Source organism: Chloroflexota bacterium, from assembly GCA_023475225.1.
GTDB lineage: Bacteria > Chloroflexota > UBA6077 > FW602-bin22 > JAMCVK01 > JAMCVK01.
In genome coordinates, this window is the sequence record JAMCVK010000045.1 from 53,059 (window position 1) to 79,463 (window position 26,405).

Consider the following 26,405-nt stretch of genomic DNA (forward strand, 5'->3'; position numbering starts at 1 on the left):
ATAGCCAATGCTAAGCATGTTATATGCCGGGGTTTTCTCATAACTTCATTTCTCTTGTAACTGTAACCTTACGCCCCCAGATAACTTATGAGATGCCAGCAACTACGCCAGCATCCCATAACCTACAAGCAGGAGATAAGCAAGTGAGGATGGCGCACACCTACACACAAGAACAGTAACCCTACATCCTCTCCACAATCTTAGCGAACTCCTCGATCGGAATGGCGATCATCGTCTCATAGCGAACATTACCCCCGGTGGCCTCCCGCGCCAGCACCTTCAGTGCGGTCTCCACATCAGGACACTCGAGGATAACCAGGTAGTCGTAGCGGCCAAGGAGAGCATAGCTGCCAAGTACCTTACCCCCCATAGACTCCGCCCGTTTGACAGCCTGCTCATGGCGCTGTGAGAACCCTCCCAAGTTACGCATTCCTTCCTCTGTTGCTCGTCCTAGCGCAACAAAGATGGGCATAAACGTACCTCCTTTCGCTAGTGCGCCACCCTCACTAACATTATACCATGCCCATCAACGGGCCGCCGCTTGATCCTCTGCCTCATTAGCATAGGGTCGCCTTCCGCAGGCATATTCTATACACGCTATTGCTATGAATCCGTGCTTAGGAGAACAGTCTATGTTGCTAAAGGCGAAACGCTTGCGGTCTACAGAGCTGGTAACGCATTACAGGAGAAGAAGATCACACTTCAAAGAATCTTCGATCGAGGACAGCATTGGCGGGGGTGCGTGGGAGTCGAACCCACCAGAGACACCCTGTAAGTACCTCCCAACGGTTTTGAAGACCGCGAGACCCACCGGGACCCATCCACCCCCAAATCCAACTTAACCATATAGGATTGGCTCCCCCCTGTCAAGGCTGAGCTCCCCCTCTGATCCGTTCTAGTTGTTTGCTTCAGTAAAGACCTTCTCGGTACAAAGTGACCAACGTACGGTCGCCCTGAATGCAGTTATAATCCCAATAGTGAAGCTCGCTGGCCAACAGCCGTCTCACCCCTATGGCTGCCCCTCTGCCGGTTGAGCCCTTGTCCACTCTCGGTCAAGCACTTCGCCACGGCTACCCATCAGCCCCCTCTTCTTACCATTATGAGTAATCTCAACACCACCAGCATTACCAGTACGAATAAATACCTTGTCCTTCCCTGCCCAAGTCATCGTCATACCTGGTTCAAGTATTCCTTGAAAAACCATCACTCCGTCCACGATTACCCTGAGCCAGGTTCGGTCGACTATCTTAGCTTCGATCGTTACCCCCGGATATGGTGTAGGGGTCGCTGTAGGGCTGGGCCAGGGAGTAGCAGTCGGTGTAGCCGTAGGCAGAACGGCCACACTAGTAACGGTACCGCTGGGCTGAGTAGCCGAAGTCCCAACACCGCCACTGCTAGAAACGAAAGAGCTGTACTCCTGATAAAGATAAAGAAGCAATAAGGACAAGCCGAGCAAGATAATGATGGTGACAAATAGGGCTGGGGTGAAGGGGCTATTAGTGCTAATGCGCTTCGTCGCTGGGATGACGCCGTACCTTTTGGGGAGATCATACGTCTGCTCTAACAACCGAACCATCTCGTTGGCATCCAGGTTTAAGTACTCGGCGTAGATTTTCAAAAGACCCCTGGCATAGACGAACGGGGGTAACTGAGCAACGTTCTCCTCCTCGAACGCAGAGAGAATCTTCTGCCGGATCAACGTTGTTCTCTCAGCATCCTCCAGCGTCAGTTGCCTCTGTTCCCGTGCCATCCGCAGCGTCTCACCAAGCTTCGCCACTGGCCACGCCTACCTCGCCGTATCACTCCCGGCCGGGGGAAACAACACACGAATGTTGATCTCTATCCCTATCTGCTGACAGCCACCATTATCATTATAAAATACGCCCCAATTTCAGGCAAATAAAGAGCAAGGTCCATCGAATAACGGGGGTTCCCAGGGGCTGTGCCCTCATTCCCAAAATCTATCTATCCCCCTTGAAGGTCGAACGATTTAGTAGCAGCAATCTGTTTGGCCAAATGAATGAAATCAGCGATGCTCAGCGGACCGATATTTTCCCCAGAACGCAAGCGGACCGCTATCGTTCCCGTGTCCACCTCCCTATCGCCTATAACCAACATATACGGTATCTTCTGCAGCTGTGCCTCTCGAATCTTGTAGTTCACTTTCTCTCGCCGTCCATCAACCTCCACCCGCAGCTCAGTCTTTCTTAGCCTGTCCGCAACAAGTTCGGCGTAGGCCAGGTGTCTGTCCGCGATGGGGATGACGACGGCCTGAATCGGGGCCAACCAAACGGGGAAGGCACCGGCGTAGTGCTCGACTAGCCCGGCCACAAAGCGCTCCATAGATCCCAACACTGTCCTATGCACCATTACCGGACGATGTTCAGCCCCATCCTCCCCGATATAGACCACATCGAAGCGTTCAGCCAGGTTAAAGTCCACCTGGATGGTAGGACCCTGCCAGGGGCGACCGAGCGCATCCCTCAATTTTATATCGATGGCCGGCCCATAGAACTTAGCTTCTCCTTCCATCCTCTTATACTTCGATCCTTGCCGCTCTAGAGCATGGCGTAGGGCAGCCTCAGCGTGCTCCCACACCTCATCGCTGCCCATATACTTGGCCGAATCAGCCGCATCCCTAACACTCAGCTCAAGGTCATAACTATCGTAGCCAAAGACTCTTGCCATAAAGAGGGCAAAGTCTAAAACACCAACAACCTCATCCTCTAACTGGTCGGGACGGCAGAAGATATGGGCATCGTCCTGGGTAAAGCCACGCACCCGCAATGCCCCATGGAGTACCCCCGACCTCTCGTAACGATAGACCGTCCCCAGCTCAGCCCAACGCAGCGGTAGATCGCGATAGCTGCGCAGCCTAGTCTTGTAAATAAGAATATGGAAGGGGCAATTCATCGGTTTTAGCAGGTACTCCTGTCCCTCGATTTCCATGGGAGAATACATGTTGTCACGGTACCAATCCCAATGACCGCTCGTTTTCCACAGGTCGAGCTTACCGATATGAGGGGTATAGATAAGATCATAACCCCGCTTGTGATGTTCAGCACGCCAGAAATCCTCGATGATCTCGCGTATCCGAGCGCCCTTAGGATGCCAATAAATCAACCCAGGGCCACCCTCCTCGTGGATGCTGAAGAGATCGAGCTCCCGTCCCAGGCGACGATGATCACGTCGCGCTGCCTCCTCGAGTCTCGCCAGATAGCCCTTTAGCTCCTCTTCCCTCAGAAAGACCGTGCCATAGATGCGTTGCAACATTGGTCGGCGCTCATCGCCTCGCCAGTATGCCCCAGCAATGCTAAGCAGTTTGAGGGGACCGATCTCGCTGGTCCGCTGGAGATGTGGTCCCCGACATAAATCAATGAAGTCGCCCTGCTGATAAATGCTTACCCTGGCATCCGGCAAACCCTCGAGTAGCTCAACTTTATAGCTTTGTCCTCTCTCAGCAAAAAACTCTTTGGCCTCCTCTTTGCTCATCTCGCTGTGTATAAACAGTTTATCCGCGGCGATGATGGCAGCCATCCTCTCTTCGATTTTCGCTAAGTCCTCCGTGGTTAATGATCGTGGCAAGTCGAAGTCGTAATAGAAGCCATCCTCAATCGACGGACCAATGCCAAACTTGGCTTCCGGTATAAGCGATTGAACAGCCTCAGCCATCACATGGGCTGCCGAGTGTCTCATCGTTTCCAAATCAGCCATGGTCTTCCCTCCTTTTTTCCTCATCAAAAAACCTCTCGTCTATGGGACGAGAGGTTCACTCACGTGGTTCCACCCAAGTTTGCCAGACCAACCACCCGTGTCATCGAGTGTTGGGCTGACCTTTCCAGCCCGATAACGGCGGCTACCGCAGCCCTATACTAATTTCCAGGGCTGACTCCCAAGTGGTTTTCCCCGAGCCGGTTGCCGAGAGGACTCTCAGCCAACGATCCCCTCTCTCTGGAGCCCCTCGCTCAGGTACTCGTCTTGATCAACGCTTTTTCCCTATTCGGTGGGCAAGATAGGAGTCGAACCTACGACCTCAGCGATGTCAACGCTGCGCTCTAACCAGCTGAGCTACTTGCCCAAAATGCACTTTAATTTTAGCAGAGCTGCGATCCTAAGTCAAGAAAATTTGACAAAATGGCATTGCCTATGCTAAACTAACAATCAATGGTCGAGGATCTCCCCTTTGGCCATTCCTCTAAACAAATAATAAAATGGCGATGAAGAGGACGAGTAGATGGAGGGAAGGGTTACAGAGAACCGCACCGGCTGAGAAGCGGCACCTGGAAGACCACCGAAAATGACCTCGGAGCTGCAGGCCCAAAGGATGCCTTAATGGACATCTCAGTAGGTCGAGCCGGTTGTCTCTTGGTGAGACAAATAGTCCCCGTTAAAGGGCTGAAGTATCGGATCGGACTTGATCCCGTACTTAATGAGGTCATCACCGCAAGGTGATGACGAATAAGGGTGGTACCACGAGATTCGCTCTCGTCCCTCTAGAGGGGCGAGAGACTTTTTTATTCTGGACCCTTAAGGAGGTGCAGGATGGCCAGAATCAAGGGCTTAAAATGTAAAGAGTGCGGCGAGCTTTATCCCCTGGGGCCAATACACGTATGCGAGTATTGTTTCGGTCCCCTAGAAGTCGATTATAACTACGCTGAGATAAAGAACCTCATCAGCCGGGAGAAGATAGCGGGCGGACCATCCTCTATCTGGCGCTATCGAGATTTATTACCTGTCGAAAGGGGCGAGGATGATTCGGTAAAAGTAGGCTTCACCCCCCTCCAGAGAGCAGATAACCTGGCCCGCGCCCTGGGGCTAAGGGAACTTTATGTCAAGAATGATAGCGTTAACCCGACCTACTCCTTCAAGGACCGCGTCGTTGCCGTTGCCCTGGCCAAGGCTAAGGAATTTGGTTTCGACACCATCGCCTGCGCTTCAACCGGTAATTTAGCTAGCGCCGTAGCCGCCGCTGGAGCCAAAGCCGGGCTAAAAACCTATGTCTTCCTCCCGGCCGACGTCGAGAAAAGCAAGATCGTCAATGCGGCTATCTATGGGGCTACGTTGGTGGCCGTGGATGGTACCTACGACGAACTGAACCGCCTCTGCAGCGAAGTGGCCGATCGCTTTCACTGGGCCTTCTTTAACATCAATATCCGACCATATTACGCGGAAGGTTCGAAAACACTGGCCTTTGAGGTGGTCGAACAACTTCAATGGCAGGCTCCAGATCACGTAGTCGTGCCTATCGCCTCCGGATCCCTGCTCACCAAGGTGGCCAAGGGATTGCGCGAGTTGCAGCAGGTGGGGCTGATCGCCAATTACCAGACGCGCATCTCCGGTGCTCAGGCCGCTGGCTGCGGACCAGTGGCGGAGGCCTTTGCCACAGGTGCTGAGATCATCCATCCCGTCAGAAAACCGCAAACCATCGCCAAATCACTGGCTATCGGCAACCCAGCAGATGGGCTCTACGCCCTGGAGATTGTCCGTCAGAGCGGAGGGTCTATAGAGGGCGTTACAGAGGAGGAGATCATCGAAGGAATCAAGTTACTGGCTCGCACAGAGGGCATCTTCACCGAAACAGCTGGCGGTGTCACGATTGGTGCTCTAAAAAGGCTTGTCGAGAAAGGCAAGATCGCACCCGATGAGCGCACCATCGCCTACATCACCGGCAATGGCCTAAAGACGCCAGAGGCCGTAGTCGACCATATCGCCGCCCCACTCTTGGTTAAGCCCACGGTGGAATCGTTCGATGAGATCGTCGGAAAACAGGCCCTGGCCGTTTGAACCAATTCCGAAAACCGAGACTATATTAGGAGGTATAAACTAATGAGCGTAAATGTTAAGATCCCAACCCCCTTACGTCGCTTAACCGCTGGAGCTGCCCAGGTAGTCACAGAGGGAACAACCATAAGAGAACTGATCGATGATCTTGAACAGCAATATCCTGGCTTCAAGGAACGGCTTTGTGACCACTCGGGGCAGCTGCGGCGCTTCATCAACATCTACGTGGATGGAGAAGATATCCGTTTCCTGAATGGATTGGATACGCCGGTGAGTACAGCACGCGATATATCCATCGTCCCAGCAATGGCCGGTGGCTAAGTCGAAGACTCTTTGAGGAGAGAACATTTGTGTCCCAGAGTAAGGGTACCAGCCACAGCAGCTAATCTTGGGCCTGGCTTCGATTGTTTCGGCCTGGCCCTCTCCTTCTTCAACGAGGTAGCAGTTGAATCAAGCGACCAGCCCAGTCTGACTATAAGTGGGGAAGGAAGCGCCAGGCTGCCGAAAGACGAAACCAGTCTCGCCTGGCGAACGGTCAACGCTTACTTCAAAGCCATTGGGAGAACCACACCGCCCCTCGCACTCTCTCTGCTCAACCGCATCCCCTTAACGGGAGGGTTGGGCAGCTCCGCATCGGTCATTGTGGGCACACTTGTAGCCGCCAACGAGCTCTGTGGCCATCCTCTGATACCGGAACAGCTCCTCGACCTGGCCTATACCATCGAAGGACACCCAGATAACGTAGCCGCCGCTCTATTGGGAGGACTAGTCATCACTGTTTTAGACGACAAACGGGTGATCGCCCTCAAAATTCAGGTCCCACCAGGACTCAGGGCCGTGCTTTATATCCCCGACTTGGCCATGCCCACCCGGAGGGCGCGTGGCATCCTACCCTCTAAGATTCCTCGCCAGGACGCCATTTTCAACTTGAGCCGAGCAGCTCTCTTAGTAGGAGCACTCTACGAGAGACGATTTGACCTGCTACGGGTAGCCGCGGGCGATAGATTACACCAACCCTACCGCGAGAGCCTATTTCCGGCCATGAGGCGCTTTTTCCGGGCTGCTTCGGAAGCGGGCGCCCTGGGTGCCTATCTGTCCGGCGCTGGTTCAGCCATCCTCGCTCTGACGGACAAGAAGGAGGAGGCGATCGCCCAGTCCCTCCAAGAGACAGGCAAGCGTTATGGTTATCCTGGACGAGCCCTCATCGTCGATATCTGCTACAACGGGGCTGAGGTCATCATCCCTTAACCACCCCGACTTGCCTACCAGAAAATCGAATGCTATAATACGAATCAATTAGCAGGATCCAGGCGATCAGAAGGCATAGGTCCTGGGCGCTCCCCGCTGGAGGAGCGCTTTCTGCATATACCATCTGGCCAGGATGGCCAAAACAATAGAAGGAACACAGGATGATCATCGTTATGAAAAAAGATGCTACTGACGATCAGGTCAAACATGTGATCGATAGGGTGGAAATGCTGGGCTATAAGGCCCACCTCTCCGTAGGTGAGGAGAGGACGATTATCGGAGTCATCGGTGACGAACGCCCTCTCGTGGATGAGCCTCTCGAACTGCTCGATGGCGTCGAGCGCACCGTCCCTATCCTACAACCGTTCAAACTGGCCAGTAGAGACTTCAAACCGGAAAATACGGTTATCTCCCTCAATGGGACCACTATCGGGGGCAGCGAAATCATCATCATGGCCGGACCATGCGCTATAGAAAGCAAGCAACAGCTGCTTGAAACAGCCTGGGCCGTGAAGGAGGCAGGGGCCAAGGTGCTCCGCGGGGGGGCCTTCAAGCCGCGCACCTCACCCTATAGCTTTCAGGGGTTGGGGGTTAAAGGACTTGAAATCCTGGCCGAGGTGAAGGAGGAGGTGGGCATCCTCACCATCGCCGAGGTGATGAGTCCAACCGACGTTCCCCTCGTCTGCCAATATAGCGACATTCTACAGGTGGGGGCAAGAAGTATGCAAAACTTCAGCCTTCTGCAAGAAGTGGGCAAATCTGGCCATCCGGTACTCCTCAAACGGGGCATGATGTCTACAATCCAAGAGCTGCTGATGTCGGCCGAATATATCCTCTCGAATCGAAACTATCGCCTCATCCTTTGCGAGCGAGGCATCAGAACCTTTGAGACAGCCACCAGAAACACCCTCGATATCGGGGCCATACCCGTATTGAAGAAACTCAGTCATCTGCCAGTTATCGTTGATCCCAGCCACGCCATGGGCAGATGGGACCTGGTCGGCGCTGTCGCCAAGGCGGCTGTGGCCGCCGGAGCTGATGGGTTATTAATAGAGGTACATCCCCACCCTGAACAAGCCCTGTCAGACGGACCCCAATCTCTCAAACCGGATAACTTTCGCCAACTGATGCAAGAACTACGCGCCGTTGCCCAGGCTGTGGGCAGAACGATATAATATTTACCCTCTGAGCACTGTGAAACTTACGATCAAGCTAGTCACTTCTCTCCAAGGGGAAATACGCGTCCCCGGCGATAAATCAATCTGCCATCGAGCACTGCTTTTGGGAGCTCTAGCCAGCGGACAAACAACCATCAATGGCTTCGTTTCCTCAACCGATTGCCTGGCCACCCTGCGCTGCCTCCGTGACCTTGGCGTAGAGATCGCAGAGACAGGTATGGGATCCCTAGTGGTGCACGGAAAAGGACTATATGGACTAAGCGAGCCGGCCAACGTGCTCGATGCCGCCAACTCTGGGACAACGATGCGTTTGCTCTCTGGCATCCTGGCCGGACAGCCATTCTACTCCGTCATCACTGGCGACAACTCCCTGCGCCATCGCCCGATGAGACGAATTATCGAGCCCCTGCAAGCTATGGGAGCTACCATATACGGGCGAGAGCACGATAAATTTCCTCCCCTAACCATCATTGGCGGTAACCTGAAGCCCATCAGTTACCACTTACCCGTGGCCAGCGCCCAGGTTAAATCCTGTCTCCTCCTGGCTGGCTTATTCGCCCCTGGCCAGACCACCATTTATGAGCCGGCTCCTAGCCGGGATCATACCGAGCGTATGTTGCGTGCTATGGGGGTCATCGTGGATTGGGGAGATGACACGATTACTGTTAGGGGGGACAGTTCCCCCCAGGCGATCAGGATCAACGTTCCTGGAGATATTTCGTCTGCGGCCTTCTTCCTGGTTGCGGCCACCATCGTGCCCAATGCCACGCTCACTATCAAAGACGTGGGCATTAATCCCACCCGTACGGGCATGCTTGATGCTCTGCACGAGATGGGAGCAGATATCTCCATCGAGAACAGACGGGAAACAGGCGGCGAGCCGTTGGCTGACCTAAGGGTCCGCTCCAGTTCGCTCCACGGTATAGATATTCGCGGCCGCCTGATCCCTCGTCTCATCGATGAACTACCAGTCATCGCCGTAGCAGCCACCCAGGCTGAGGGACGCACTACCATCGCCGATGCCCAGGAGCTACGCGTTAAGGAGACGGACCGCATTCAGGCCATCGTCAGAGAGTTATCTCGTTTAGGAGCGAAGATCACCGAACAAGCGGATGGATTTATCATCGATGGACCAACGCCACTGGTTGGGACAACCTGTCAAAGCTATGGTGACCACAGGATGGCTATGTCCCTAGCCATCGCCGGGCTGGTCGCCTCTGGGACAACGACGATCGAGGGGGCCGAAGCGATAGACGTCTCCTTCCCCGGCTTCAGCGATGTCCTCAAGGGGCTCAGCCAAAGCAGGTGAGAAACCATGCCTATCGACGCTAAGACAAAGGTTACGGGGCTTATCGGGTATCCGGTGGAGCACAGCCTGTCGCCCTTTATCCATAACCGGGCTTTCGCCCACCTGAGACTTAACTACTGTTATGTGGTCTTCCCCGTCCCTCCAGTCCAACTGGAAGCAGCAATCAAGGGCATGCATGCCCTGGGCCTGGTCGGGGTCAATGTAACCATCCCTCATAAGGAGGCGGTCAAGCCGTACTTAGACGAATTATCGCCGGAAGCGACAGCCATCGGAGCGGTAAATACCATCGTCGTTCGTGATGGCCGAATGATTGGCTACAACACCGATGCCTTGGGTTGTCAACGGGCCCTGGCCGAGACCGGCTTCGATCCACAGGGTAAAGAGGTCATCGTCCTTGGTGCTGGCGGAGCTGCCCGGGCGGTTGTATACGCCCTCGCTCAGGCAAACAGTCGCATTACTATCTTCAACCGTACCATTCAGCGAGGCGAGGAGCTGGCGAGGCAATTTCGTTCCCTCTTCCCCGCAGCTAGATTGGAATCTTGCTCCCTGAACGAGCGCTTGTTGGCCGAGAGGATGGCGACCGCTGCCCTGCTGATTAACACTACCCCGCTAGGGATGTGGCCCCAGACAGAAGCTTCGCCCCTGCCATGGACTGGTCTGCTCGGCCCTCATCTCCTGGTCTTCGATCTGGTCTACAATCCGCGGGAAACTTTGCTCCTGCGTCAGGCTCGCCAGGCCGGGGCCAGAACCATCGGCGGATTAGCGATGCTGATCCATCAGGCCGCAAGCGCCTTCCACCTCTGGACCGGAGTGGAGCCACCCCTAGAGGTCATGTACAGCGCTTGTGAGGAGGACTGAACATGGGTAGAGAACTGCGCTTTTTAACGGCCGGAGAATCGCACGGACCGTGCCTGATCGGCATCGTCGAAGGGATGCCAGCCGGACTTCCCCTCACCGAGGAGCGCATAGCCGTTGAGTTGAGTCGACGGCAGAAAGGATACGGGCGTGGGGGGCGTATGCAGATCGAACAAGACCGTGCGGAGATTTTAAGCGGCGTGACAAAGGGAGAGACCACGGGCGCTCCCATCGCCCTCCGTATTGAAAATAAAGACTGGCCTAACTGGAAGAATAAAGACCTTCCCCCACTGACGGTGCCGCGTCCCGGACATGCCGACCTGGCCGGCAAACTCAAGTACAGTCACCACGACCTTCGTTCGGTCTCGGAACGGGCCAGTGCACGAGAGACAGCGATGCGCGTCGCCATCGGGGCCATAGCTAAGGCTTTGCTCCAGGAGTTTGATATAACCATTTTCAGCCATGTGCTTGCGATCGGAGATATCCGAGCTAACATAGCCGACCTCCCTTACACTGAACTCGCAGCGCTGGCGGAGAGCTCTGCCTTACGTTGCGCCGATCCAGAAGCCACAGTCCAGATGAAAAAGCACATCGATAAGACAAAAAATAAGGGCGATTCACTGGGAGGCATCTTTGAGGTGATAGCCCTTGGCGTACCTCCGGGACTGGGCAGCTATGTCCATTGGGATCGTCGCCTGGACGGTCTATTAGCCCAGGCCGTTATGAGCATCCCCGCCATCAAGGGGGTGGAGATAGGTGAGGGGTTCGCCGTCGCTCGTTTATGGGGCACTGAGGCTCACGATGAGCTCTTTTATACCGGCGGACGTCTCACCAGGCGCACCAACCGGGCCGGCGGAATAGAGGGCGGCGTCAGCAACGGTGAACCCATCGTTGTCAGAGCAGCCATGAAACCGATCCCCACGACGGTGACGCCGCTGCACTCTGTCGACCTGGCCACAGGGATAGAGACCCAAACACAGTATCTCCGCTCCGATGTCTGCGCCGTGCCCGCAGCTGGCATCGTAGCCGAAGCGATGGCGGCCTGGATCCTGGCCAGCGCTTTCCTGGAGAAATTGGGGGGAGACAGCCTGGAGGAGATAAGGGTGAACTTCGCTCACTTCCAACAACGGCTCGCAGAGGAGAGCACCAGGCCCTAGAGAGACCGTTCCCTGAGTGCAAGGGCGGCCCGCTGGACGGATGGCTCACTGTTGTCTGCTGGCAATGAAATTGGTGATGGCCCAGGCCGCCACCCAGATGCCCAGAAAGGCCAGGATAACGGTGCCCAGGGCAAATAAGCGGTCGATGTCGGTCATCTGCTGAGCGAGACGGACAGCGACAACGATCAGATAGACAGCCATTCCCGCCTTCAAACCCAGCACTAATCTCTCCCTAAAGGCCTTCCACACCAGCAGGAGCAAAACAAGAACCAGGATAGCGGTCAATAACTTCAGCAAAATGATCCTCCCAAAGGGCGTCGATTGGTCAGCAATCAACCCCTTCGCGAAGGAGCAGAAACGGGGTATATTCGTGGCATCACCTTGTCTCTCCCTCCCCCACCATTAAATCCTGATGAATTGCGGCGAATTGCTCCAGGGCGGCCTCAAGGTTTTCGGCAATCTCCCCAGCAAGAACGTCAGGAGCGGGAAGGGTGCTTGAATCATCAAGGCTTTCGTCTCTTAGCCAGAATAGATCCAGGCTGACCTTGTCCCTTTGCATGAGTTCGTTATAGCTGAAGGCCCTGAACCGCTCCGTTTCTTGCCGGTCGAAGCGGTTACCCGGGTTATAGCACTGGACGAAGTCGGTGAGGTCCTCATAGCGTAGCGTGCTGGTCTTAAGCGTGAAGTGCTTGTTAGTTCTTAAATCATATATCCAGAGCTTATCTGTCCACGGTCTCTCGCTGGCTAGTTTCCGGTCAAAGAAGAGAACGTTTGCTTTCACTCCCTGAGCGTAAAATACCCCCGTCGGTAGCCTCAAGAGGGTATGGACGTCGCACTCGGCGAGTAACCTTCTCCTCACCGTCTCGCCGGCGCCACCCTCGAAGAGGACATTATCAGGCACGACGATGCCAGCCCTGCCATTTATCTTCAAAAGCGTCTTCACATGCTGGAGGAAGTTCAGTTGTTTGTTGGAAGTGGTGGCCCAGAAGTCCTCCCGCTCGTAAATCAATGACTCACGGTCGGCTTTGCCTTCGCCGTTGACAATAGTGATGCTGCTTTTCCTGCCGAAGGGGGGATTGGTAAGCACCATATCGAAGCGTTTACCGGGGTCGGAGATGAGAGCATCGCCAACCTCGATGGGACTTTCTTCGCCCCCGATACCGTGGAGATACAGATTCATGACGCACAGCCTGGCGACGCCGTCAACAATATCCTTACCGCTGAGGGCCTGGAGTTTGAGAGACTCCTTCTGGTCCCTATCCAGCGGGTAGGTCTTCGATATGTAGTCGTGAGCTGCCAGCAGAAAGCCCCCGGTGCCGCAGGCAGGGTCATAGATGGTCATGCCCGGCTGGGGCCTGATAACCTCCACCATAGCCTTAATAAGGGGTCTCGGCGTGAAGTATTGCCCGGCGCCACTCTTTATGTCCTCGGCGTTTTTCTGCAAAAGCCCCTCATAAATAGCCCCTTTGACATCGATGTCCAGGCCCACCCAGGTCTCAGCGTTGATAAGCTCAATGAGGCGCCTTAGTTTGGCCGGGTCCTGAATCTTGTTCTGCGATTTTCTGAAGATGACGCCGAGCAGCCCCTTCTCCTTGCCCAGGCTCTCCAGAATATGGCGGTAATGAACTTCCAGGGCATCCCCATCCTTCTGTAGAAGGCTCTGCCAGCCCAGCTCCGGCCGAATGGTGGATGGCTTGCTGAACGGTGGCCTCGACTGTTCATCAGCCATTTTCAAGAAGAGGAGATAGGTCAATTGCTCAACGTAGTCGCCATAGCTGACGCCGTCATCGCGCAGGACATTACAGTAATTCCATAGCCTCTGGACGATGGTGGCTGATTCATTGGGCATGCTGTAGCAACCCCCTTTGTTTTATGTTTTCAGGGTTTTCTTCATCCCATTCCCATTTTAGAGGATTGTTCACAATGTATTCTCTAATTTTGCCTAAGTCATCCTCATTTCGGACCACATGTTCGTAGTAATTGCGTTGCCAGACAGGATTTCCAGGTGTATTGCCGAGGCGATTAATCATCTTGGTGGTTTGGTATTTGTAATACGCCACAATTTGCCCCAACGTTGGTTTCCGTAGGGGCACGGTTCCCGTGCCTCCCATCGGTTTCCGTAGGGGCACGGTTCCCGTGCCCTCATTAGTAACCCCATCCATACCAGAGGGCGAGGTGACCTCGCCCCTACGGTTTTCGGTGATCACAATTATCCCATGAATATGATTGGGCATCACAATAAATTCGTCCAATTGGACGGGATTAAAATGTTTGGGGATTTCACACCAACATTGGTATGCGATTGCACCGATGGGCGATAGTTCCATTTGTGAGTTTGCAATTTCACCGAACAAACATTCCCTGTTATATGTGCAAATGGTTACGAAATACACCCCTGCTTGTGAATAATCGTAATTATTTAATCGGATAGACCTCCGACGGTATTTTTCTGGCTCGTATCTCTGGACGATGGTGGCTGATTCATTGGGCATGCTATAGCAACCTCCTTTGTAGGGGCTGCCTAAGAACCTCACCCCCTTTATCCCCCTCTCCTTGGAAAGGAGAGGGGGAAGAGTTGATTACGAAGGGGCTTCGCCCCTTCGCACTACCCTTTTGGGAAAGCCTCTGCATTATAGTCGCCTCCCTACGGGCCTTTCTTGCTGGCCTGGCCTGAAGCTCTCGGCTTGCCCTCTCCGCCTTTATCCGCTCCAGCAGCCTCTCTGCCGGCTCATCTGTTGGATCCTGCGGCACCAGCTTGCCCTCAAAGGCTCTCTTCAGGATGCTCTGGCGCAGCCTCTCGGCCTGCTTGAGGCCACGTTCCACCGTCTTTTCTATCTGGTCAGCAACAGAAAAGCGTCGCTCGATTTCCTCAACGATGCGCTGCTGCTCCGGGAGCGGGGGGAGGGGGATTATAACTCTTTCTGCGAGAAATGATGAACCTATGCTCGCCTGATTCACGTGGTGGACACAATTCGCTCTGAAAAAGCCGTTGAGAAACAAGCTGTGAAGACAGCAAGCAATCCAGGGAGGATTTAGCAGGTTCACATTCAGTCTGATTCTGGTCATATGGTTAGAATAGGCCCAGTTAGTATCTTGCCTAATCCAGGCTGTCTTGCCCAACAATTCTGGGCTATTGGTATTGTTGAACAGGACATCGCCTTTCAAAAGACAGTCGTGGTCTTCAGATTCCACATATTTTAAATCACTTAGGTCAATCTCGCCTTTGATGTTAATATTCATCGGCCTGAGATGAGGAACTCCAATCCGCTCCTTATTATGTTTACCCGAGGGGAATCCAGGATTTACCATTTCTGCACTCTCCCCCAGCCTGGTCCACGCCCAGCCCTCCGGCAGTTCAGGCAAATCTGAGGTGTCTACTGGCGGTAGCTCCTTCAGCTTGCCTCCCGCTTGCCTTCGGCGCTCCTCTTTGATGCGCTCCAGGAGCACGGAGGCCGGCTCCATCTCGCCCCCGTGGGCTTCCCGCCACTCGGCGGTGAGCCTCCCTGCAAAGGCGTCTCTAAGGACTGCCTGGCGGTAAGCCTTCAGCTGCGCCTTGACCTTCTTCAGCGCCTCCAGGCCGGCATCCAGCCGAGTGAAAAGCTCCTCAATCTTCGCCACAATGCGCTGCTGCTCGGGAAGGGGAGGAAGGGGGACAACAACCTGCTTCAGTTTGGTAGCATTAACATTGGGGATAGCAATTCCAAGGCTCTTTTCCGAGATAAATTGCCAGTAAGAGGGGCTTTTCAAAAAGTATGATAAATATTCACCACGAATCAAGGGCTTAAACCGAATAAGATATGAACCAAAGACTGCCTCTACCGGATTTCTGATAAGGTAACTATATCCAACGGACCCCGCCCTCGATATGACTATGTCTCCATCCTGAAGCAAATATTTTCCTTTATCAGGTGGTTCTTCTTCACAGAACGGAACAGAATGCCAATCAATCCTCCCTGGCGTAATATCCGTTGTCCTAAGTAAGCGGAGGGTTCCTTGGTTTCTTGCGCTAGTTGTCCACCCGTATTGAGGTTCTAGGCAAACCTCCCCCAGCCTCGTCCAGGCCCAGCCCCTGGGAAGTTCGCGCAAGCTATTCTCTCTCTCCCTCATGCCACCAGCACCTCATTGAGCTCTTCCAGGAGCTTGTCCAATTGTTGCTCAAATAGGCGGTTCGCCCTCACTGCGCCACCTTTCTCACAGAAAGGTACTAACTCAAAGTCCTCTACGCTGATGCTCGCTGAGGTGGCGATATGCTGCTTTATCATCTCCAGCCATTCCCTCTGCTCCGGGGTAAACCTTCGCCCCAACTGCTCCTGCTGGGCCAGCCATGACCCAAAGCGGCGATTCACTACCTCAGGGAAGGGCTCAAGGACGTCGGCCTCACCAACGGCAAAGCGTAGCAGCGAAATGATGTTGGTCAGGAGCTTTTGCGGTCCGGCCCCCTTCACCTTTGCCCTGTCCAGTTGCTCATAAGCCTGCCAGACAAGCTCCGGTGTCAGATGATAGGGGGGCTTCTTTATCGCCTCGGCCAGGCTTTTGATTTCCTGGTAGGTCAGGCGGCGCTGGCCATAAGGCTTGCCGTAAATCAGTTGCAACGCCGTTAGTTCGTCCTTGTTTTCCTCCACGAACCTCTTAAAGGTATCGATGATGGTTTGAGCCCTCTCCTTTGCCCGTTCATCAAACCCGGCAAGAATTACCTCATCCTTGCTCACCGTATCTATGATTTGCTCGCTCCTCTTCTTGATGTCCATTATCACGTTTCTGAACTTCGGCTGGTCGAAGGGGGCACAGGCAATCTTGGCCAGCTCTTGGGAAGCCTCTTTGACCTGTTCCACGGTCGGTGCTTCCGTTTGGAAAAGCTCCCTGGCCTTGTCTATCTTCTTATCGGGGTCTAGGGCATCCAGCAAGCTGTTGACTATGTCCTTGAGGCTCTTGCCCTCCGCCGCTTGCTCGATTTCCTTTCTGTTCGCATCGGTTATCTGCCTGTCCAGGCTAGCCAGCCGGCCAGCCAGGGAGCTAAGGGTATCTTCGTCCCGGTCGCCCATAGCAACCGACATTATCAGCTTATCGAAAGGCACGCTGGGCTGGCGCTCCAGGGGCCTGGAATCGGTCTTGTCGTTCTCGCACACGCCGATGGCGTCCACTATCACAAAGCGCGTCTTACAATCGGCATCTGGGGTAACCGCATTAAAATCGGTGGGTGAGATGGTTCTCGTTCCCCGGCCCTTCATTTGCTCGAAATACACCCTTGATTTGACGTCCCTCATGAAGAGGAGGCACTCCAGCGGCCTGATATCGGTGCCGGTGGAAATCATGTCCACGGTAACGGCTATGCGCGGATTGTAAGAATTGCGGAAGCTGGCGATCAAATCCTCCGCTTTTTCGCCCGTAGTTTTGTAGGTTATCTTTTTGCAAAACTCGTTCCCCTTGCCGAACTCCTCCCTGACGATATGGACGATGTCCTCGGCATGGGAATCGTCCTTGGCGAAGATTAGCGTCTTCGGTGCCTCCCTGCGGCCGGGGAATATCTCGGTAAATAGCTTGTCCTTGAGGGTTCTTATCACTGTCCTTATCTGGTCGGGGGCAACCACATCGCGGTCCAGCTGGCTGGCGGTGTACTCAATATCATCATTAAGCAGCTCCCAGCGTGTCTCTCTGGTCAGCTTGTCTCGCCTGTCTACGTAATATCCAGCTTCGACCTTGCTGCCCTCCTCGGTGATTTGAGTCTGGATGCGATATACCTCATAGCCCACATTGACCCCATCGGCCACCGCCCGCTCGTGGCTGTATTCCATGACCAGGTTCTGATCGAAGAAACCGAGGGTTTGCTTTGAAGGCGTGGCCGTCAGTCCTATAATAAAAGCATCGAAGTATTCCAGCACCTGGCGCCAGAGATGATAAATGGAACGGTGACACTCGTCTGTAACAATGAAGTCGAAAGTTTCTATCGGAATTTGGGGATTATAGCCCACCTCTTTGGACTTCTCTTCTTCAGGTGCCAGGGCAAATAGCGACTGCTCCTCGAGTTCGGCCTCAAATTCCGGTTCCCCCTTGAGCATGGAATAGAGCCTCTGAATGGTGGTGATGCATACCCGACTAACGGGGTCCAGGGTGTTAGAGGTTAGATGCTGCACGTTGTAAAGCTCGGTGAACTTCCGGCCGTCATCCGGGGTTACATACTGCTGAAACTCCTTCCTTGTCTGGCGCCCCAGGTTGCTCCTGTCCACCAGGAAAAGCACTCTGCGGGCATCGGCAAACTTAATCAAGCGGTAGATGAAACTAACAGCAGCGTAGGTCTTACCGCCGCCAGAGGCCATCTGGATTAACGCCCTGGGTCTGGCGTCGGTGAAGGATTCTTCCAGGTTCTGTATGGCTTGGATTTGGCAGTCTCTTAGCCCGTCAATTATCAAGGGAGGCATTTTCCTGAGTCTGGCTCTCAGGGTATCGTCTTGCGAGCTCCATTCGCCAAGGGTCTCTGGTCGGTGGAAGGTGAAGACCCGGCGCGAGCGGGGGTCTGGGTCTCTCAAGTCCCAAAAGAAGGTTTCCATCCCTGTGCTTTCGTAGGCAAAAGGCAGAGGTTTCATAACATGGGGCAGATTTGCCGGAAAGCCGGCCAGGTATTTCTCAGATTGTTCGGCTACGCCACTCAGCGTGGTGCCCTCCGACTTCGCCTCCACTACCCCAACTGCTCGCCTGTTTACGAATAAGAGATAATCAGCGCTACCAGACTCGAGCGGAAACTCGCGAACGGCAACACCCAGGGAGGCTCCCAGGTTCAACTCGTGCAAATCCTGAACCACCCAGCCCGCAGCCATTAAGAGCTGGTCAATCCTCTGCCGGGCCTTCTCCTCCGGTTTCATGTAGCTAATTCCTTCTCAATCCTTATACTAAAGCCAGACGATGGGGAACAGGGCATCCATTTCCGCCCTTTTGAATTCAGGGTCGCCGGTTAGCAAGGCTGCCTCTTCGGTCTGAGCGAGTGCCGCTGCAAAACAGTCAGCATAGGCGATAGGGCACTGCGCCTTTATATGAGCGGCGGCAAAGGTGAGATAGCGGTCAGCATCTACGATATTTATGGGGAGCTCAGCAATACGAGCCAGTGTCTTTTGTGCCTGGGGAAGTCCTCTTTCCCGCTCTACAATATAAAGAACCTCACCCAAATTTATCACGCTCATCATGAGTGCACATTCCCCTCCGATAGCTTGCTCCAAAAGCCCTTTCACCTTTTCGCTACCTGCTTCATCCTCAAAGTAGGCAATGAGAGCATAGCTATCGAGAACATAACGCTTATATTCTGGCTCAGCCAAGTTTACTTTCCTTTGGCGGCATCCTCTTGCCTTGACTTCAATAGGGCTTCGACCAGGGAGGTTTCACCCTTTAGCATACCTGCTGATTCCCCTACGGGGTTTTTGGAGACAGGCACTACAGCAATTACCCCTCCATATTCGACAAAATGCACCTTATCGCCTTTCCTGAGCCCATAGCGCTCCCTTAACTCTTGGGGGATAACTACCCACCCTTTAGACGAAAGGGTTGAAGTATTCATTTACATCACCTCCGCTCTGATAACAGTATATACTATTTCACCATTGATGTATACCACAGAATCAAGCAGGGCGGGGATGATGAGGAAAGCGGTAGAGGAATATGCCTCAGACTTGAAACGGCTATTGGGGGAGTGCTTCTTTCCCAGAGCAAAAGGCGTTTCTTAGGTCGTTTGTTAAGAGGGTGGAGTTCGACCCACCTCAAGTCACTATCGACTACACCATACCCTTGCCCCTTGAAGATAGGTTAACCAGTGGTAAAGAAGTTCTGCGTATTAACAAGATTGGCTCGCCCGGGCCGACGGCGCAGCGAACCCTGCTGTGGGATAGGCTTAATGTTCGCATTGCAAGGGTGATGAGCGGTCACGCCACAATCAAAGTAACAAGCTGCCGTGGCTAGACGCCTGCCTTTGTCCTCTGCCGCAAACGCTCAAGTATCCACATGCGAGCAAGAGTTGTCGGACCAATGCCAAGCTCTCGGGCTTCCTTCCTCAGCTCCTCCCATTTCTCTGCCGAAAGTCGCACCGGTATCACTTTGTCTAAAGGTTTCTTTACTTCCACCTGGATGACCTCATCGCTCTCGTCCCAGGCGTCCCCTTGTTCAATACGCTCGATTTCCCTATCCAAATCAACCATTTTGTTCGCCTCCGATGGCCTTACCATACAGCCGCCTTTCGCTATCAGCCATTTCCCGTGCCGTAACTATTTTCCAGTTACCTCTGCCAAGGTTCACCAGCACCACCAGGATGTAGCGTCCGGCTGCGGTTTGGCTAAAGACCTTATATAATCCTTCCCTGCTCCTCCTGATATGCCGCCTCTCGGAGAGGCAGGCCTCCCCAACCTCGGTAAACGAGATGCCGTGCTTCGACTCAATCTTTTCCAGAATATGGTCATCGATTTCCAGAGACTCTATGCGAAGCACTAACTACCTCCTCTATATACAAGTGTATACAAATTGTATACCAATGTCAAGGGGAATCAAATGAGGGCTAATGGCGCAGAGCGCGCTGCTATGGGATAGGATCAGAGTTCGTCTTTTTGAAGGGAGCCGTGCCTCGTACAATAACGAACCAGCCACTACTTTTACTTGCGCAAGGCGCTTGCAAGCGCAGGCAGGTAGACATAGGGCTGAAGAATGGTGGGCTTCCAGCCTGTGGCTTGCTGTATAAACCCGCCCTTGTTGGCGCGCCTAGAGTTCCACAACTTATCTATCACTGGAAGCATAAGCCAGTTCAGAGACTCACCCGTTTCAGAGTTAACAGGCCACGTAAAGAAGGTCAGGAAATCTTTGCGAAATGATCCCGGAATATGCTCGAACTGGAAAGGCATACCTTCAAAGACGGCCTGCTCCTTGCACTGGACGAACCAGAAGATCGGAATCAACCCATTGGCGTACTTCTCGCGAACCCGTTTCTCCCATTCAAGGAATAGGTCGCGGGCGCCGATCTCCTGTGGGGTGTAATCATCACTTATGGGATCGAGGCTCACTTCCCAGTATGCCACGAGCACGCCCTCTTGCTCGGTCCTGAACAGGTGCTAAACTTCCAAGTTGGTATTTGCTTCTTTGCTTTAGTCATGGATACCTCCTCGATTGCAGTAGCGTCAACTGGCGTTCCTCGCCGTTAGCCCGGTGGTTCCAATACAAAAATGCTCCCCGGGCTAACGGGCTTTCCATTAAGTCAAGGTCTTTTCAACCCCTTCTCATGCTCCCCCACATTGCGCATGACGATAACTTCTCCGACCATCTCAAAAGTCATGCGCAATCTCTTTGAAGGGCGAGCTTCCCAGATGTTCTTCCTGCCTTCCATTTTCTTGACACGAAGGCTAGGGTATTCTGGGTTATCACCCAATAGAGTAAGTGCCTTACGTACGCTCCGTTTCTCGGCATTGGTGAGTCTGTCATATAACTGTTCAAATTGCTCGGTGAAGAGAATCTCCACGGCTATGCTTTTCCCTCAAGATACTTCACTGCCTCAGCGACTGACTTGAACCTCTTCACCCGACCAGCTTTTATGTCTTCGTCTGCTTTGCGCTCCCCCTTCTGCCACTCTTCAGTCCAGAAGTAGGCCTGGCTGGCGTCCACAAGCTTCTTCGGCGTCAATACTATGCGCCCCTCCTCGTCAAGCTTGACCTCAACAAAATCACCGGGTTGCATGTTGGCCTTTATTCTGATTTCCTTAGGGAGAGTGACCTGCCCACCACTGGTTAGCTTTGTCAGTGTACCCACCGAAATTCCCCTCCATTATTGGTTCATTATTTCATTATTCAATGAAATGTTAGCACATATGGGTTGCCAGGACAAGAGTAAAAAAGTAGTGGATCACAAAACCGGAAGTCAGATTTAATAAGTGAGATGGGCAAAGGTACGCTCCCCGCCGTTAGTCCGGTGGCTCAAAACTGGAGAAGGCTCCCCGAGCTAACGGCGTAGAGCGCGCTAGTGTGAGATAGGATAAAGATTTGCCTAGCCAAGCAGTTTGGCTGTTGCGCCAAAATGGGGACGGTTCATAACCCGAAGTCCTAGGTCTGATTGTAAGCCCGTAAGAAGTCCTCCCTTGATATCCCCGCTTTGGTGCATATTGTCCGCAATGTCGAACTCTTGATTTTCGGGTGGCCAGGCATTGTCAGAGGCGTCTTGCTCCCGTCAGGGTTCTCGCGTACCATGGCAATATGTTCGCTTTCCCTAACCAGCTTGAAGTCCAGAATCTCGAACGCCTTTATGACTCGAGACTTTGGCGCATCGACAGGAAATTTCTGAGTCAAACATTTACCCCCGTCTCCGCGATAAAAGCCTCCAGAACCGGTGGCTCCAACTCAAGCATTTCACTGCCAAAGGTCTCAATATGAAACCGGATGGCTGACTTTACGTCTGACAAGGCTTGCTCGTACGTATTCCCCTGCCCCACTACAACACCCTTTAAGCCCAGGGGATATGCCACATATCCATCGGGGGTCTTCTCCACCACTATCTTAAATTGATGAACCATAACTCACCTTACCCTCTTGTTTTTAATGCCTATTATAGCAGATCTTATTTGGGAGCCTGATAGACGGTATGTTGCCAGCTAACGGTGCCGAGCGCGCTGCTGTGGGATAGGGTGAAAATCTACCTCAGCAAAGGCTTGAGGCATCATATTCATATAAAGGTCATGCCTACCCAAGAACTTCAAAGCAAGGTGTCTATGCCACTGGCTCCTTGATTTCAACAATCAAAGACTCAACCCCGGATTCTTCTGGCATAGGCTCGTTATGAGCTTTGCAGGATTCCAAGTACAGCTCAATTGCCTCCCTAGCCATAGAAATAGCCTCTTCCCTAGTCTCTCCTTGAGTATAGCATCCGGGAAGAGCAGGCACTTCCACAGAATAACCACCTTCCTCTTCAGGCACCAGGATTATGGTATACTTCAACATACTCAGCCTCCTAGAGAAGCCTCTTTATCTCCTCTGCTGAAAGTTCTGCCTTTTTCAAGATGTTACTCAAAGTCCCCGGCTTCACCGGTTTTCGATGGACAGGTATGATTATTTTGACGCCGGGTCTATCTTCATGTCTCATAATAACATGGCCGCCACGAGTGTGGTCAACATACCAGCCCGCTTTTCTGAGGGCGCTTACCAGCCTGTCACCTTTTACCTGGGGCAGCTTAGACATGCTATAGGAGCCTCACCCTGGGATTATAGCATAGATAGGAGCGACCAGTGACATTGGCAGCCTAAGTTGCAAAAAGCCCTTGGGCTAACGGCGCAGAGCGCGCTACTGTGGGACAAAATGAAGGTTCGCCTCATTCGAACACTAAGGCGTCATGGGTAAGAGGCCCTGCCACTAGCCTAGCAGTTGGCATCATTCAGGTTCACCGTTTATCCACTTCATGGTTCCGCCATCATTTAGCACCATCTGGGGAACCCCAGGAAACAAGTCCGGGGTTAGTGGCATCAGGGCAAAGGGGTTGTGGTAGATGTGCATCCGGTGCTCGTGCCCGTTGTTCAGCCACTTGAACCGATAAAAGAGCACTGCTGACACTTGCTCGTGACGGCGTTTCCCTTCCCGCACAGAGGTGAAAAACCCGTTGGGCTTTCGCCTCACAGTGACCGCACCCATTCCCGTGGTAGGGCATAGCAATTCCTTGTCCCCGAAGAGAGCATCAAGCTCGTGCCTGGTCCGAATCGGGAACTGTAGATTCCCATAGACAGCTATAAAAAAGGGCATATCGATGGAGCCGTACTTGCCTGCTTTTTGTTCGAGGGCATCACGAATCCGCTTGCCGATAGCGAGTTTTCGAACGCCTGAGATGATCCCGACAACCTCTCCCGGTTCGGGAGAGTCAGAAGCTCTGGTAAGGATTATGATTTTGAGCGAATATGGCGTACCCTGGTGCATGTCCGAGAGGTCAAACTCCAAAACCTCGTCTACCTGGGTCTTTGCACGTTGTTCAATTTGAGCCTTGATTCTTCCGGCAGGGAGACTCGGCGGTAAGTCAGATAGCGGCTTGATGATGACGTCTCTTGATAACTTGCCACCCAGATTATCGGCCACCTGCCTCAATCTCTGCGTCTCTCGTGTGATGAGCTGCTCGTCAAGGATTGCCTTCGCTTCCACAAAGATCGTATCTGTGCCACGCATGACCCTGAAATCAGGCTTGTTCGGGCTTCTAGGCATTTCCGGTTCAATGTCGACAGCCCAGCATTCGCTTTTGAAATAGTGATGAAGGTATAGCTCAAGCCGCACAGACAGGTGGGGATGATCCAAGTCGCTTTCAAGCCTTTGTCTCCAAGCAGTCTGGGGAGGCTCAGGCACTTCCGCCAGCCACGAGAGAAACTCCTGACGTGCCACCACAAGTGGCGGGTCATCGTGTATCGTCAGCCTCTTCCGTCCTCTTACGTTCCACATCACAGCACCATTAGCTTAATACCAAAGTCGCGCTCTCCGCCGTTAGCCCGGTGCTTCAGATACAAAAAGTGCTCCCCGCCCAGGATTCGAACCTCAAATCAAGCAGTTGATGCCCCCCCTACCGTTGGGCTGTGCGGGGAGGATCACGGGTACCGCAGATGGGGCTCGAACCTACAAGAGGTTGCCCTCACCCTTGGCCTTTTCCGTTTTCTTGCCTGACTACCCGACTCTCACTGGATCGTCAGTGCGGCATCCGCCTGAAGCTTAAGTCAGACACCTGGCAAGGCCGAGGAGGAGATTAGCGAGAGGGAGCACGGCATAGCGCACCAGGATACGGGCCGACTTCCTTCGTGCTCGGCATGCTTTCCCGCATTTTAGGCGACGATGTGCGGCAAAGTCAAGAAATCGAAGCGAGAGAAGGCGGCCAGGGGGATGAGAGCACTTCACCAAAGCATTGACAGATCAATCCCGACCCTTGTATAAAGTATATGAATATATTTATAGAGTTGACAATTGGACAGGGACACCATCACCGAAATATACGAACGGCACGCCCAGGTGTGCCAAACTATGGCCGAGCCCAAACGGCTACGCATTATAAACGAACTGCGCGAGGGCGAAAGGTCCGTGAACGAGCTCGCTGCAAGCCTGGGACTTCGCCAGGCTACCGTTTCCCAACACCTCACCATTCTGCGCCATCGCGGCATCGTCCTCACCCGCCGCGAAGGCACCAAAATTTACTACCGTCTGGCTAGCCCTAAGATCATCCAGGCCTGCGACCTCATGCGAGAGGTGCTCACCGAACAGTTGGCTCATAGCCTAGAGCTATCCCGAGACCTTCAACCCTGAAGAAGCGATACCCCCATTACTCCCAGCCCAACGATCCTCTTCATTCAATATTTAAACCATATATGAAAATATATGAATATATGATATAATATGACGAATTCAAAAACCGCTCATGATCAGGTTATCCCCATGGTTCAGCAGCGGACTGACCACACAAGGAGGCGAAATGAATCCTAAAAAATCGTTAACCATCTTTCTCTCCACAACACCATATACCTTCGAGAACACCTACACAGCCACGAGGCTGGCTGAAGCAGCCCTGGACAAGGGTTATAAGGTGAACCTCTTCGCTTCGGCTGACGGCGTTCACAACTTTGTTGTGGACCAGCGACCCAAAGGACTGCCCGATGCTCAACAGGGCTTCGATCGTCTGATCAGCAAAGGACTTAAGGTAGACCTTTGTGGAACTTGTCTCCATTTTCGAGGCATTAAGCAGGGGCAACTGCTCGCCGATGCCGACCCTAGCTCCCTTAAAAATCTATGTAACCTTATTGAGACAAGCGATGTCCTTCTCAGTTTAGGCTTTTGAATCTCAAGCACTGGAGGTCAAAAATGGCAAAATCTTTCTGCGTGCTCCTCAGACGCAGCCCTTATGGCACTATCCACGCCGCCGAGGCCGTACGACACATCAATGGTGGGGTAACCTACGGATTGAAGACCACGGCCATCCTGATCGACGATGGCGTGTACGCCGCTAAGGCGGGACAACACAGCGAAGAAACCGGCTGGTTATCGCTCTCAGAAGCGCTGGCGCAGACTCTTAAGCTAAGCACGACGCTGCCAGATGGAACAGAGAATCGGGCCAGGATCTATGCCCATGGGCCCTCGCTGATGGCGAGGGGTCTCAGATCGGCTGACCTGGTTCCCGGAGTGCAGGTCATCGACGCTGAGGAGACAGGCCACCTGCTCGCCCAGGTTGAGGCTGTATTGATCTATTAATTATTTAAGGAGGATCAAAGTGGCATCAACGCTTTTACTTATCTCCAGCCCACCCAACACTCAAAATGCGCACACTGTTCTCCAGCTCGCTCATACGCTTCATAAACAGGGAGGCAAGATAGGCCTCTTCCTTCTGCAGGATGGCGTATATTGCGCCTTGGCCGAGCAAAACCTGGAGGCGAAAGGCATGTTAGAGCCGTCCATCAGCGACGGTATCACCTGTTTTTACCTCCAGGAAGATCTGGAAATGCGCGGCTACAAGAGAGAGGATGCACTATCCCAAACCCTCCCGGCCGATTATGCTCAACTGGTCGATTTCATAATGCAAGATTATGACCATGTCATGGGAGCCTTCTAGAGATAAATCTGCTCAATCCGGCGGATTACCCCTGAAGGAGGCCTCATCCGGTGCGCATATTGATGTTGCATGTTGACTACTTCTATTGTAAAATCACTGAGAAAGGCCGCTCCAAAGTGGTAGAGGAACTCCGGCAACCGGAAACGAGGGTAGACGAAGCCCTCGTCGTTCTGTCCAGTGTCGAGAGGTCTGATGAGGACAGGGCGGAACGCACGGCGGAGAGAGCGGCACAGGAGATCACCACTCTGGCCCGACAGCTAAAGGTGGGGTCGATAGTACTGCATCCCTTTGCCCATCTCTTCGCTGAG

33 protein-coding genes, 2 tRNA genes and 2 other annotated features are annotated in these 26,405 nt (G+C 53.4%); of the genes, 13 read left to right on the forward strand and 22 right to left on the reverse strand.

What is annotated here, in order from left to right; genetic code table 11:
• Positions 1-181 precede the first annotated feature (181 nt).
• From M1136_11685 to M1136_11705, 5 genes are all read right to left on the reverse strand, one after another.
• Complete coding sequence (locus M1136_11685) at positions 182-472, reverse strand: GYD domain-containing protein (GenBank protein MCL5076284.1); 291 nt, start codon at positions 470-472, stop codon at positions 182-184.
• 258 nt (positions 473-730) lie between these two features.
• Positions 731-829: transfer RNA gene (locus tag M1136_11690), tRNA-Sec, on the reverse strand.
• A 180-nt stretch (positions 830-1,009) separates the two neighbouring features.
• Positions 1,010-1,777, reverse strand: coding sequence for a DUF4115 domain-containing protein (locus tag M1136_11695; protein ID MCL5076285.1), 768 nt, complete (start codon positions 1,775-1,777; stop codon positions 1,010-1,012).
• A gap of 188 nt (positions 1,778-1,965) precedes the next feature.
• On the reverse strand, positions 1,966-3,738 hold the full coding sequence (thrS, locus tag M1136_11700) for a threonine--tRNA ligase (GenBank protein ID MCL5076286.1): 1,773 nt from the start codon (positions 3,736-3,738) through the stop codon (positions 1,966-1,968).
• A 15-nt stretch (positions 3,739-3,753) separates the two neighbouring features.
• Positions 3,754-3,995: a binding site (T-box leader), on the reverse strand.
• A 9-nt stretch (positions 3,996-4,004) separates the two neighbouring features.
• A tRNA-Val gene (locus tag M1136_11705) sits at positions 4,005-4,078 on the reverse strand.
• A gap of 130 nt (positions 4,079-4,208) precedes the next feature.
• Positions 4,209-4,496 (forward strand) — a binding site (T-box leader).
• 46 nt (positions 4,497-4,542) lie between these two features.
• Between M1136_11705 and thrC the strand changes: the two genes are divergently transcribed.
• The 7 genes from thrC (at position 4,543) to aroC (ending at position 11,528) form a co-directional block, all read left to right on the forward strand.
• Positions 4,543-5,784 (forward strand): threonine synthase, encoded by a 1,242-nt coding sequence (gene thrC / locus M1136_11710; GenBank protein ID MCL5076287.1) that lies wholly within the window; start codon positions 4,543-4,545, stop codon positions 5,782-5,784.
• A 42-nt stretch (positions 5,785-5,826) separates the two neighbouring features.
• On the forward strand, positions 5,827-6,102 hold the full coding sequence (locus M1136_11715; GenBank protein MCL5076288.1) for a MoaD/ThiS family protein: 276 nt from the start codon (positions 5,827-5,829) through the stop codon (positions 6,100-6,102).
• 27 nt (positions 6,103-6,129) lie between these two features.
• A complete protein-coding gene (thrB, locus tag M1136_11720) occupies positions 6,130-7,029 on the forward strand; it encodes a homoserine kinase (protein ID MCL5076289.1) in 900 nt (299 codons plus the stop codon).
• A gap of 161 nt (positions 7,030-7,190) precedes the next feature.
• Positions 7,191-8,204, forward strand: a complete 1,014-nt coding sequence (gene aroF / locus M1136_11725) for a 3-deoxy-7-phosphoheptulonate synthase (GenBank protein MCL5076290.1) — start codon at positions 7,191-7,193, stop codon at positions 8,202-8,204.
• Between the two features lie 19 nt (positions 8,205-8,223).
• Positions 8,224-9,516, forward strand: coding sequence for a 3-phosphoshikimate 1-carboxyvinyltransferase (aroA, locus tag M1136_11730; GenBank protein ID MCL5076291.1), 1,293 nt, complete (start codon positions 8,224-8,226; stop codon positions 9,514-9,516).
• A 6-nt stretch (positions 9,517-9,522) separates the two neighbouring features.
• On the forward strand, positions 9,523-10,374 hold the full coding sequence (locus M1136_11735; protein ID MCL5076292.1) for a shikimate dehydrogenase: 852 nt from the start codon (positions 9,523-9,525) through the stop codon (positions 10,372-10,374).
• Positions 10,375-10,388: 14 nt separating this feature from the next.
• Entirely contained in the window at positions 10,389-11,528 is a 1,140-nt protein-coding gene (aroC, locus tag M1136_11740; GenBank protein ID MCL5076293.1) for a chorismate synthase, read from the forward strand.
• A 45-nt stretch (positions 11,529-11,573) separates the two neighbouring features.
• On the opposite strand, the gene M1136_11745 is transcribed toward aroC, so the two are convergent.
• From M1136_11745 to M1136_11775, 7 genes are all read right to left on the reverse strand, one after another.
• Positions 11,574-11,825 carry a hypothetical protein gene (locus tag M1136_11745; GenBank protein MCL5076294.1) on the reverse strand — a complete coding sequence of 84 codons (252 nt, stop codon included), beginning with the start codon at positions 11,823-11,825 and terminating at the stop codon, positions 11,574-11,576.
• 79 nt (positions 11,826-11,904) lie between these two features.
• A complete protein-coding gene (locus M1136_11750) occupies positions 11,905-13,377 on the reverse strand; it encodes a type I restriction-modification system subunit M (GenBank protein MCL5076295.1) in 1,473 nt (490 codons plus the stop codon).
• On the reverse strand, positions 13,367-14,020 hold the full coding sequence (locus M1136_11755; protein MCL5076296.1) for a transposase: 654 nt from the start codon (positions 14,018-14,020) through the stop codon (positions 13,367-13,369). The genes M1136_11750 and M1136_11755 overlap by 11 nt, the downstream gene beginning before the upstream one ends.
• Before the next feature lies 1 nt (position 14,021).
• Positions 14,022-15,146: a restriction endonuclease subunit S gene (locus tag M1136_11760; protein ID MCL5076297.1), complete on the reverse strand. Its 1,125-nt coding sequence runs from the start codon at positions 15,144-15,146 to the stop codon at positions 14,022-14,024.
• 485 nt (positions 15,147-15,631) lie between these two features.
• Positions 15,632-18,385, reverse strand: a complete 2,754-nt coding sequence (locus tag M1136_11765; protein MCL5076298.1) for a DEAD/DEAH box helicase family protein — start codon at positions 18,383-18,385, stop codon at positions 15,632-15,634.
• A 27-nt stretch (positions 18,386-18,412) separates the two neighbouring features.
• A complete protein-coding gene (locus tag M1136_11770) occupies positions 18,413-18,832 on the reverse strand; it encodes a type II toxin-antitoxin system VapC family toxin (protein MCL5076299.1) in 420 nt (139 codons plus the stop codon).
• A 2-nt stretch (positions 18,833-18,834) separates the two neighbouring features.
• Complete coding sequence (locus tag M1136_11775) at positions 18,835-19,071, reverse strand: AbrB/MazE/SpoVT family DNA-binding domain-containing protein (protein ID MCL5076300.1); 237 nt, start codon at positions 19,069-19,071, stop codon at positions 18,835-18,837.
• A gap of 182 nt (positions 19,072-19,253) precedes the next feature.
• Between M1136_11775 and M1136_11780 the strand changes: the two genes are divergently transcribed.
• On the forward strand, positions 19,254-19,469 hold the full coding sequence (locus M1136_11780) for a hypothetical protein (GenBank protein MCL5076301.1): 216 nt from the start codon (positions 19,254-19,256) through the stop codon (positions 19,467-19,469).
• Here M1136_11780 and M1136_11785 read toward each other — a convergent pair.
• From M1136_11785 to M1136_11830, 10 genes are all read right to left on the reverse strand, one after another.
• Positions 19,466-19,705, reverse strand: a complete 240-nt coding sequence (locus tag M1136_11785) for a hypothetical protein (protein MCL5076302.1) — start codon at positions 19,703-19,705, stop codon at positions 19,466-19,468. The genes M1136_11780 and M1136_11785 overlap by 4 nt on opposite strands.
• Positions 19,698-19,991, reverse strand: a complete 294-nt coding sequence (locus M1136_11790) for a hypothetical protein (protein MCL5076303.1) — start codon at positions 19,989-19,991, stop codon at positions 19,698-19,700. The genes M1136_11785 and M1136_11790 overlap by 8 nt, the downstream gene beginning before the upstream one ends.
• 161 nt (positions 19,992-20,152) lie before the next feature.
• On the reverse strand, positions 20,153-20,572 hold the full coding sequence (locus tag M1136_11795) for a hypothetical protein (GenBank protein ID MCL5076304.1): 420 nt from the start codon (positions 20,570-20,572) through the stop codon (positions 20,153-20,155).
• A gap of 176 nt (positions 20,573-20,748) precedes the next feature.
• Positions 20,749-21,009 carry a hypothetical protein gene (locus M1136_11800; GenBank protein ID MCL5076305.1) on the reverse strand — a complete coding sequence of 87 codons (261 nt, stop codon included), beginning with the start codon at positions 21,007-21,009 and terminating at the stop codon, positions 20,749-20,751.
• A gap of 2 nt (positions 21,010-21,011) precedes the next feature.
• Positions 21,012-21,296 (reverse strand): AbrB/MazE/SpoVT family DNA-binding domain-containing protein, encoded by a 285-nt coding sequence (locus M1136_11805; GenBank protein ID MCL5076306.1) that lies wholly within the window; start codon positions 21,294-21,296, stop codon positions 21,012-21,014.
• A gap of 290 nt (positions 21,297-21,586) precedes the next feature.
• Positions 21,587-21,829, reverse strand: a complete 243-nt coding sequence (locus M1136_11810; protein MCL5076307.1) for a type II toxin-antitoxin system HicA family toxin — start codon at positions 21,827-21,829, stop codon at positions 21,587-21,589.
• A complete protein-coding gene (locus M1136_11815) occupies positions 21,826-22,053 on the reverse strand; it encodes a type II toxin-antitoxin system HicB family antitoxin (protein MCL5076308.1) in 228 nt (75 codons plus the stop codon). Before M1136_11815 ends, M1136_11810 begins: the two co-directional genes overlap by 4 nt.
• A 193-nt stretch (positions 22,054-22,246) precedes the next feature.
• Complete coding sequence (locus tag M1136_11820; GenBank protein MCL5076309.1) at positions 22,247-22,477, reverse strand: type II toxin-antitoxin system HicB family antitoxin; 231 nt, start codon at positions 22,475-22,477, stop codon at positions 22,247-22,249.
• 10 nt (positions 22,478-22,487) lie between these two features.
• Complete coding sequence (locus tag M1136_11825; GenBank protein MCL5076310.1) at positions 22,488-22,715, reverse strand: type II toxin-antitoxin system HicA family toxin; 228 nt, start codon at positions 22,713-22,715, stop codon at positions 22,488-22,490.
• Between the two features lie 189 nt (positions 22,716-22,904).
• Positions 22,905-23,951: a hypothetical protein gene (locus M1136_11830; GenBank protein ID MCL5076311.1), complete on the reverse strand. Its 1,047-nt coding sequence runs from the start codon at positions 23,949-23,951 to the stop codon at positions 22,905-22,907.
• Positions 23,952-24,464: 513 nt separating this feature from the next.
• On the opposite strand from M1136_11830, the gene M1136_11835 reads away from it, so the two are divergent.
• The 5 genes from M1136_11835 to M1136_11855 all read left to right on the forward strand — a co-directional run.
• The gene (locus M1136_11835) at positions 24,465-24,800 is read left to right on the forward strand and encodes a metalloregulator ArsR/SmtB family transcription factor (protein MCL5076312.1); all 336 of its coding nucleotides are present in this window, start codon (positions 24,465-24,467) and stop codon (positions 24,798-24,800) included.
• Between the two features lie 166 nt (positions 24,801-24,966).
• Positions 24,967-25,329 (forward strand): DsrE family protein, encoded by a 363-nt coding sequence (locus M1136_11840; GenBank protein MCL5076313.1) that lies wholly within the window; start codon positions 24,967-24,969, stop codon positions 25,327-25,329.
• Between the two features lie 23 nt (positions 25,330-25,352).
• Positions 25,353-25,739, forward strand: a complete 387-nt coding sequence (locus tag M1136_11845) for a DsrE family protein (GenBank protein ID MCL5076314.1) — start codon at positions 25,353-25,355, stop codon at positions 25,737-25,739.
• A 19-nt stretch (positions 25,740-25,758) separates the two neighbouring features.
• Positions 25,759-26,097 (forward strand): DsrE family protein, encoded by a 339-nt coding sequence (locus M1136_11850; GenBank protein MCL5076315.1) that lies wholly within the window; start codon positions 25,759-25,761, stop codon positions 26,095-26,097.
• A 50-nt stretch (positions 26,098-26,147) separates the two neighbouring features.
• A partial coding sequence (locus tag M1136_11855; GenBank protein ID MCL5076316.1) for a threonyl-tRNA synthetase editing domain-containing protein occupies positions 26,148-26,405 on the forward strand: 258 nt, incomplete at its 3' end.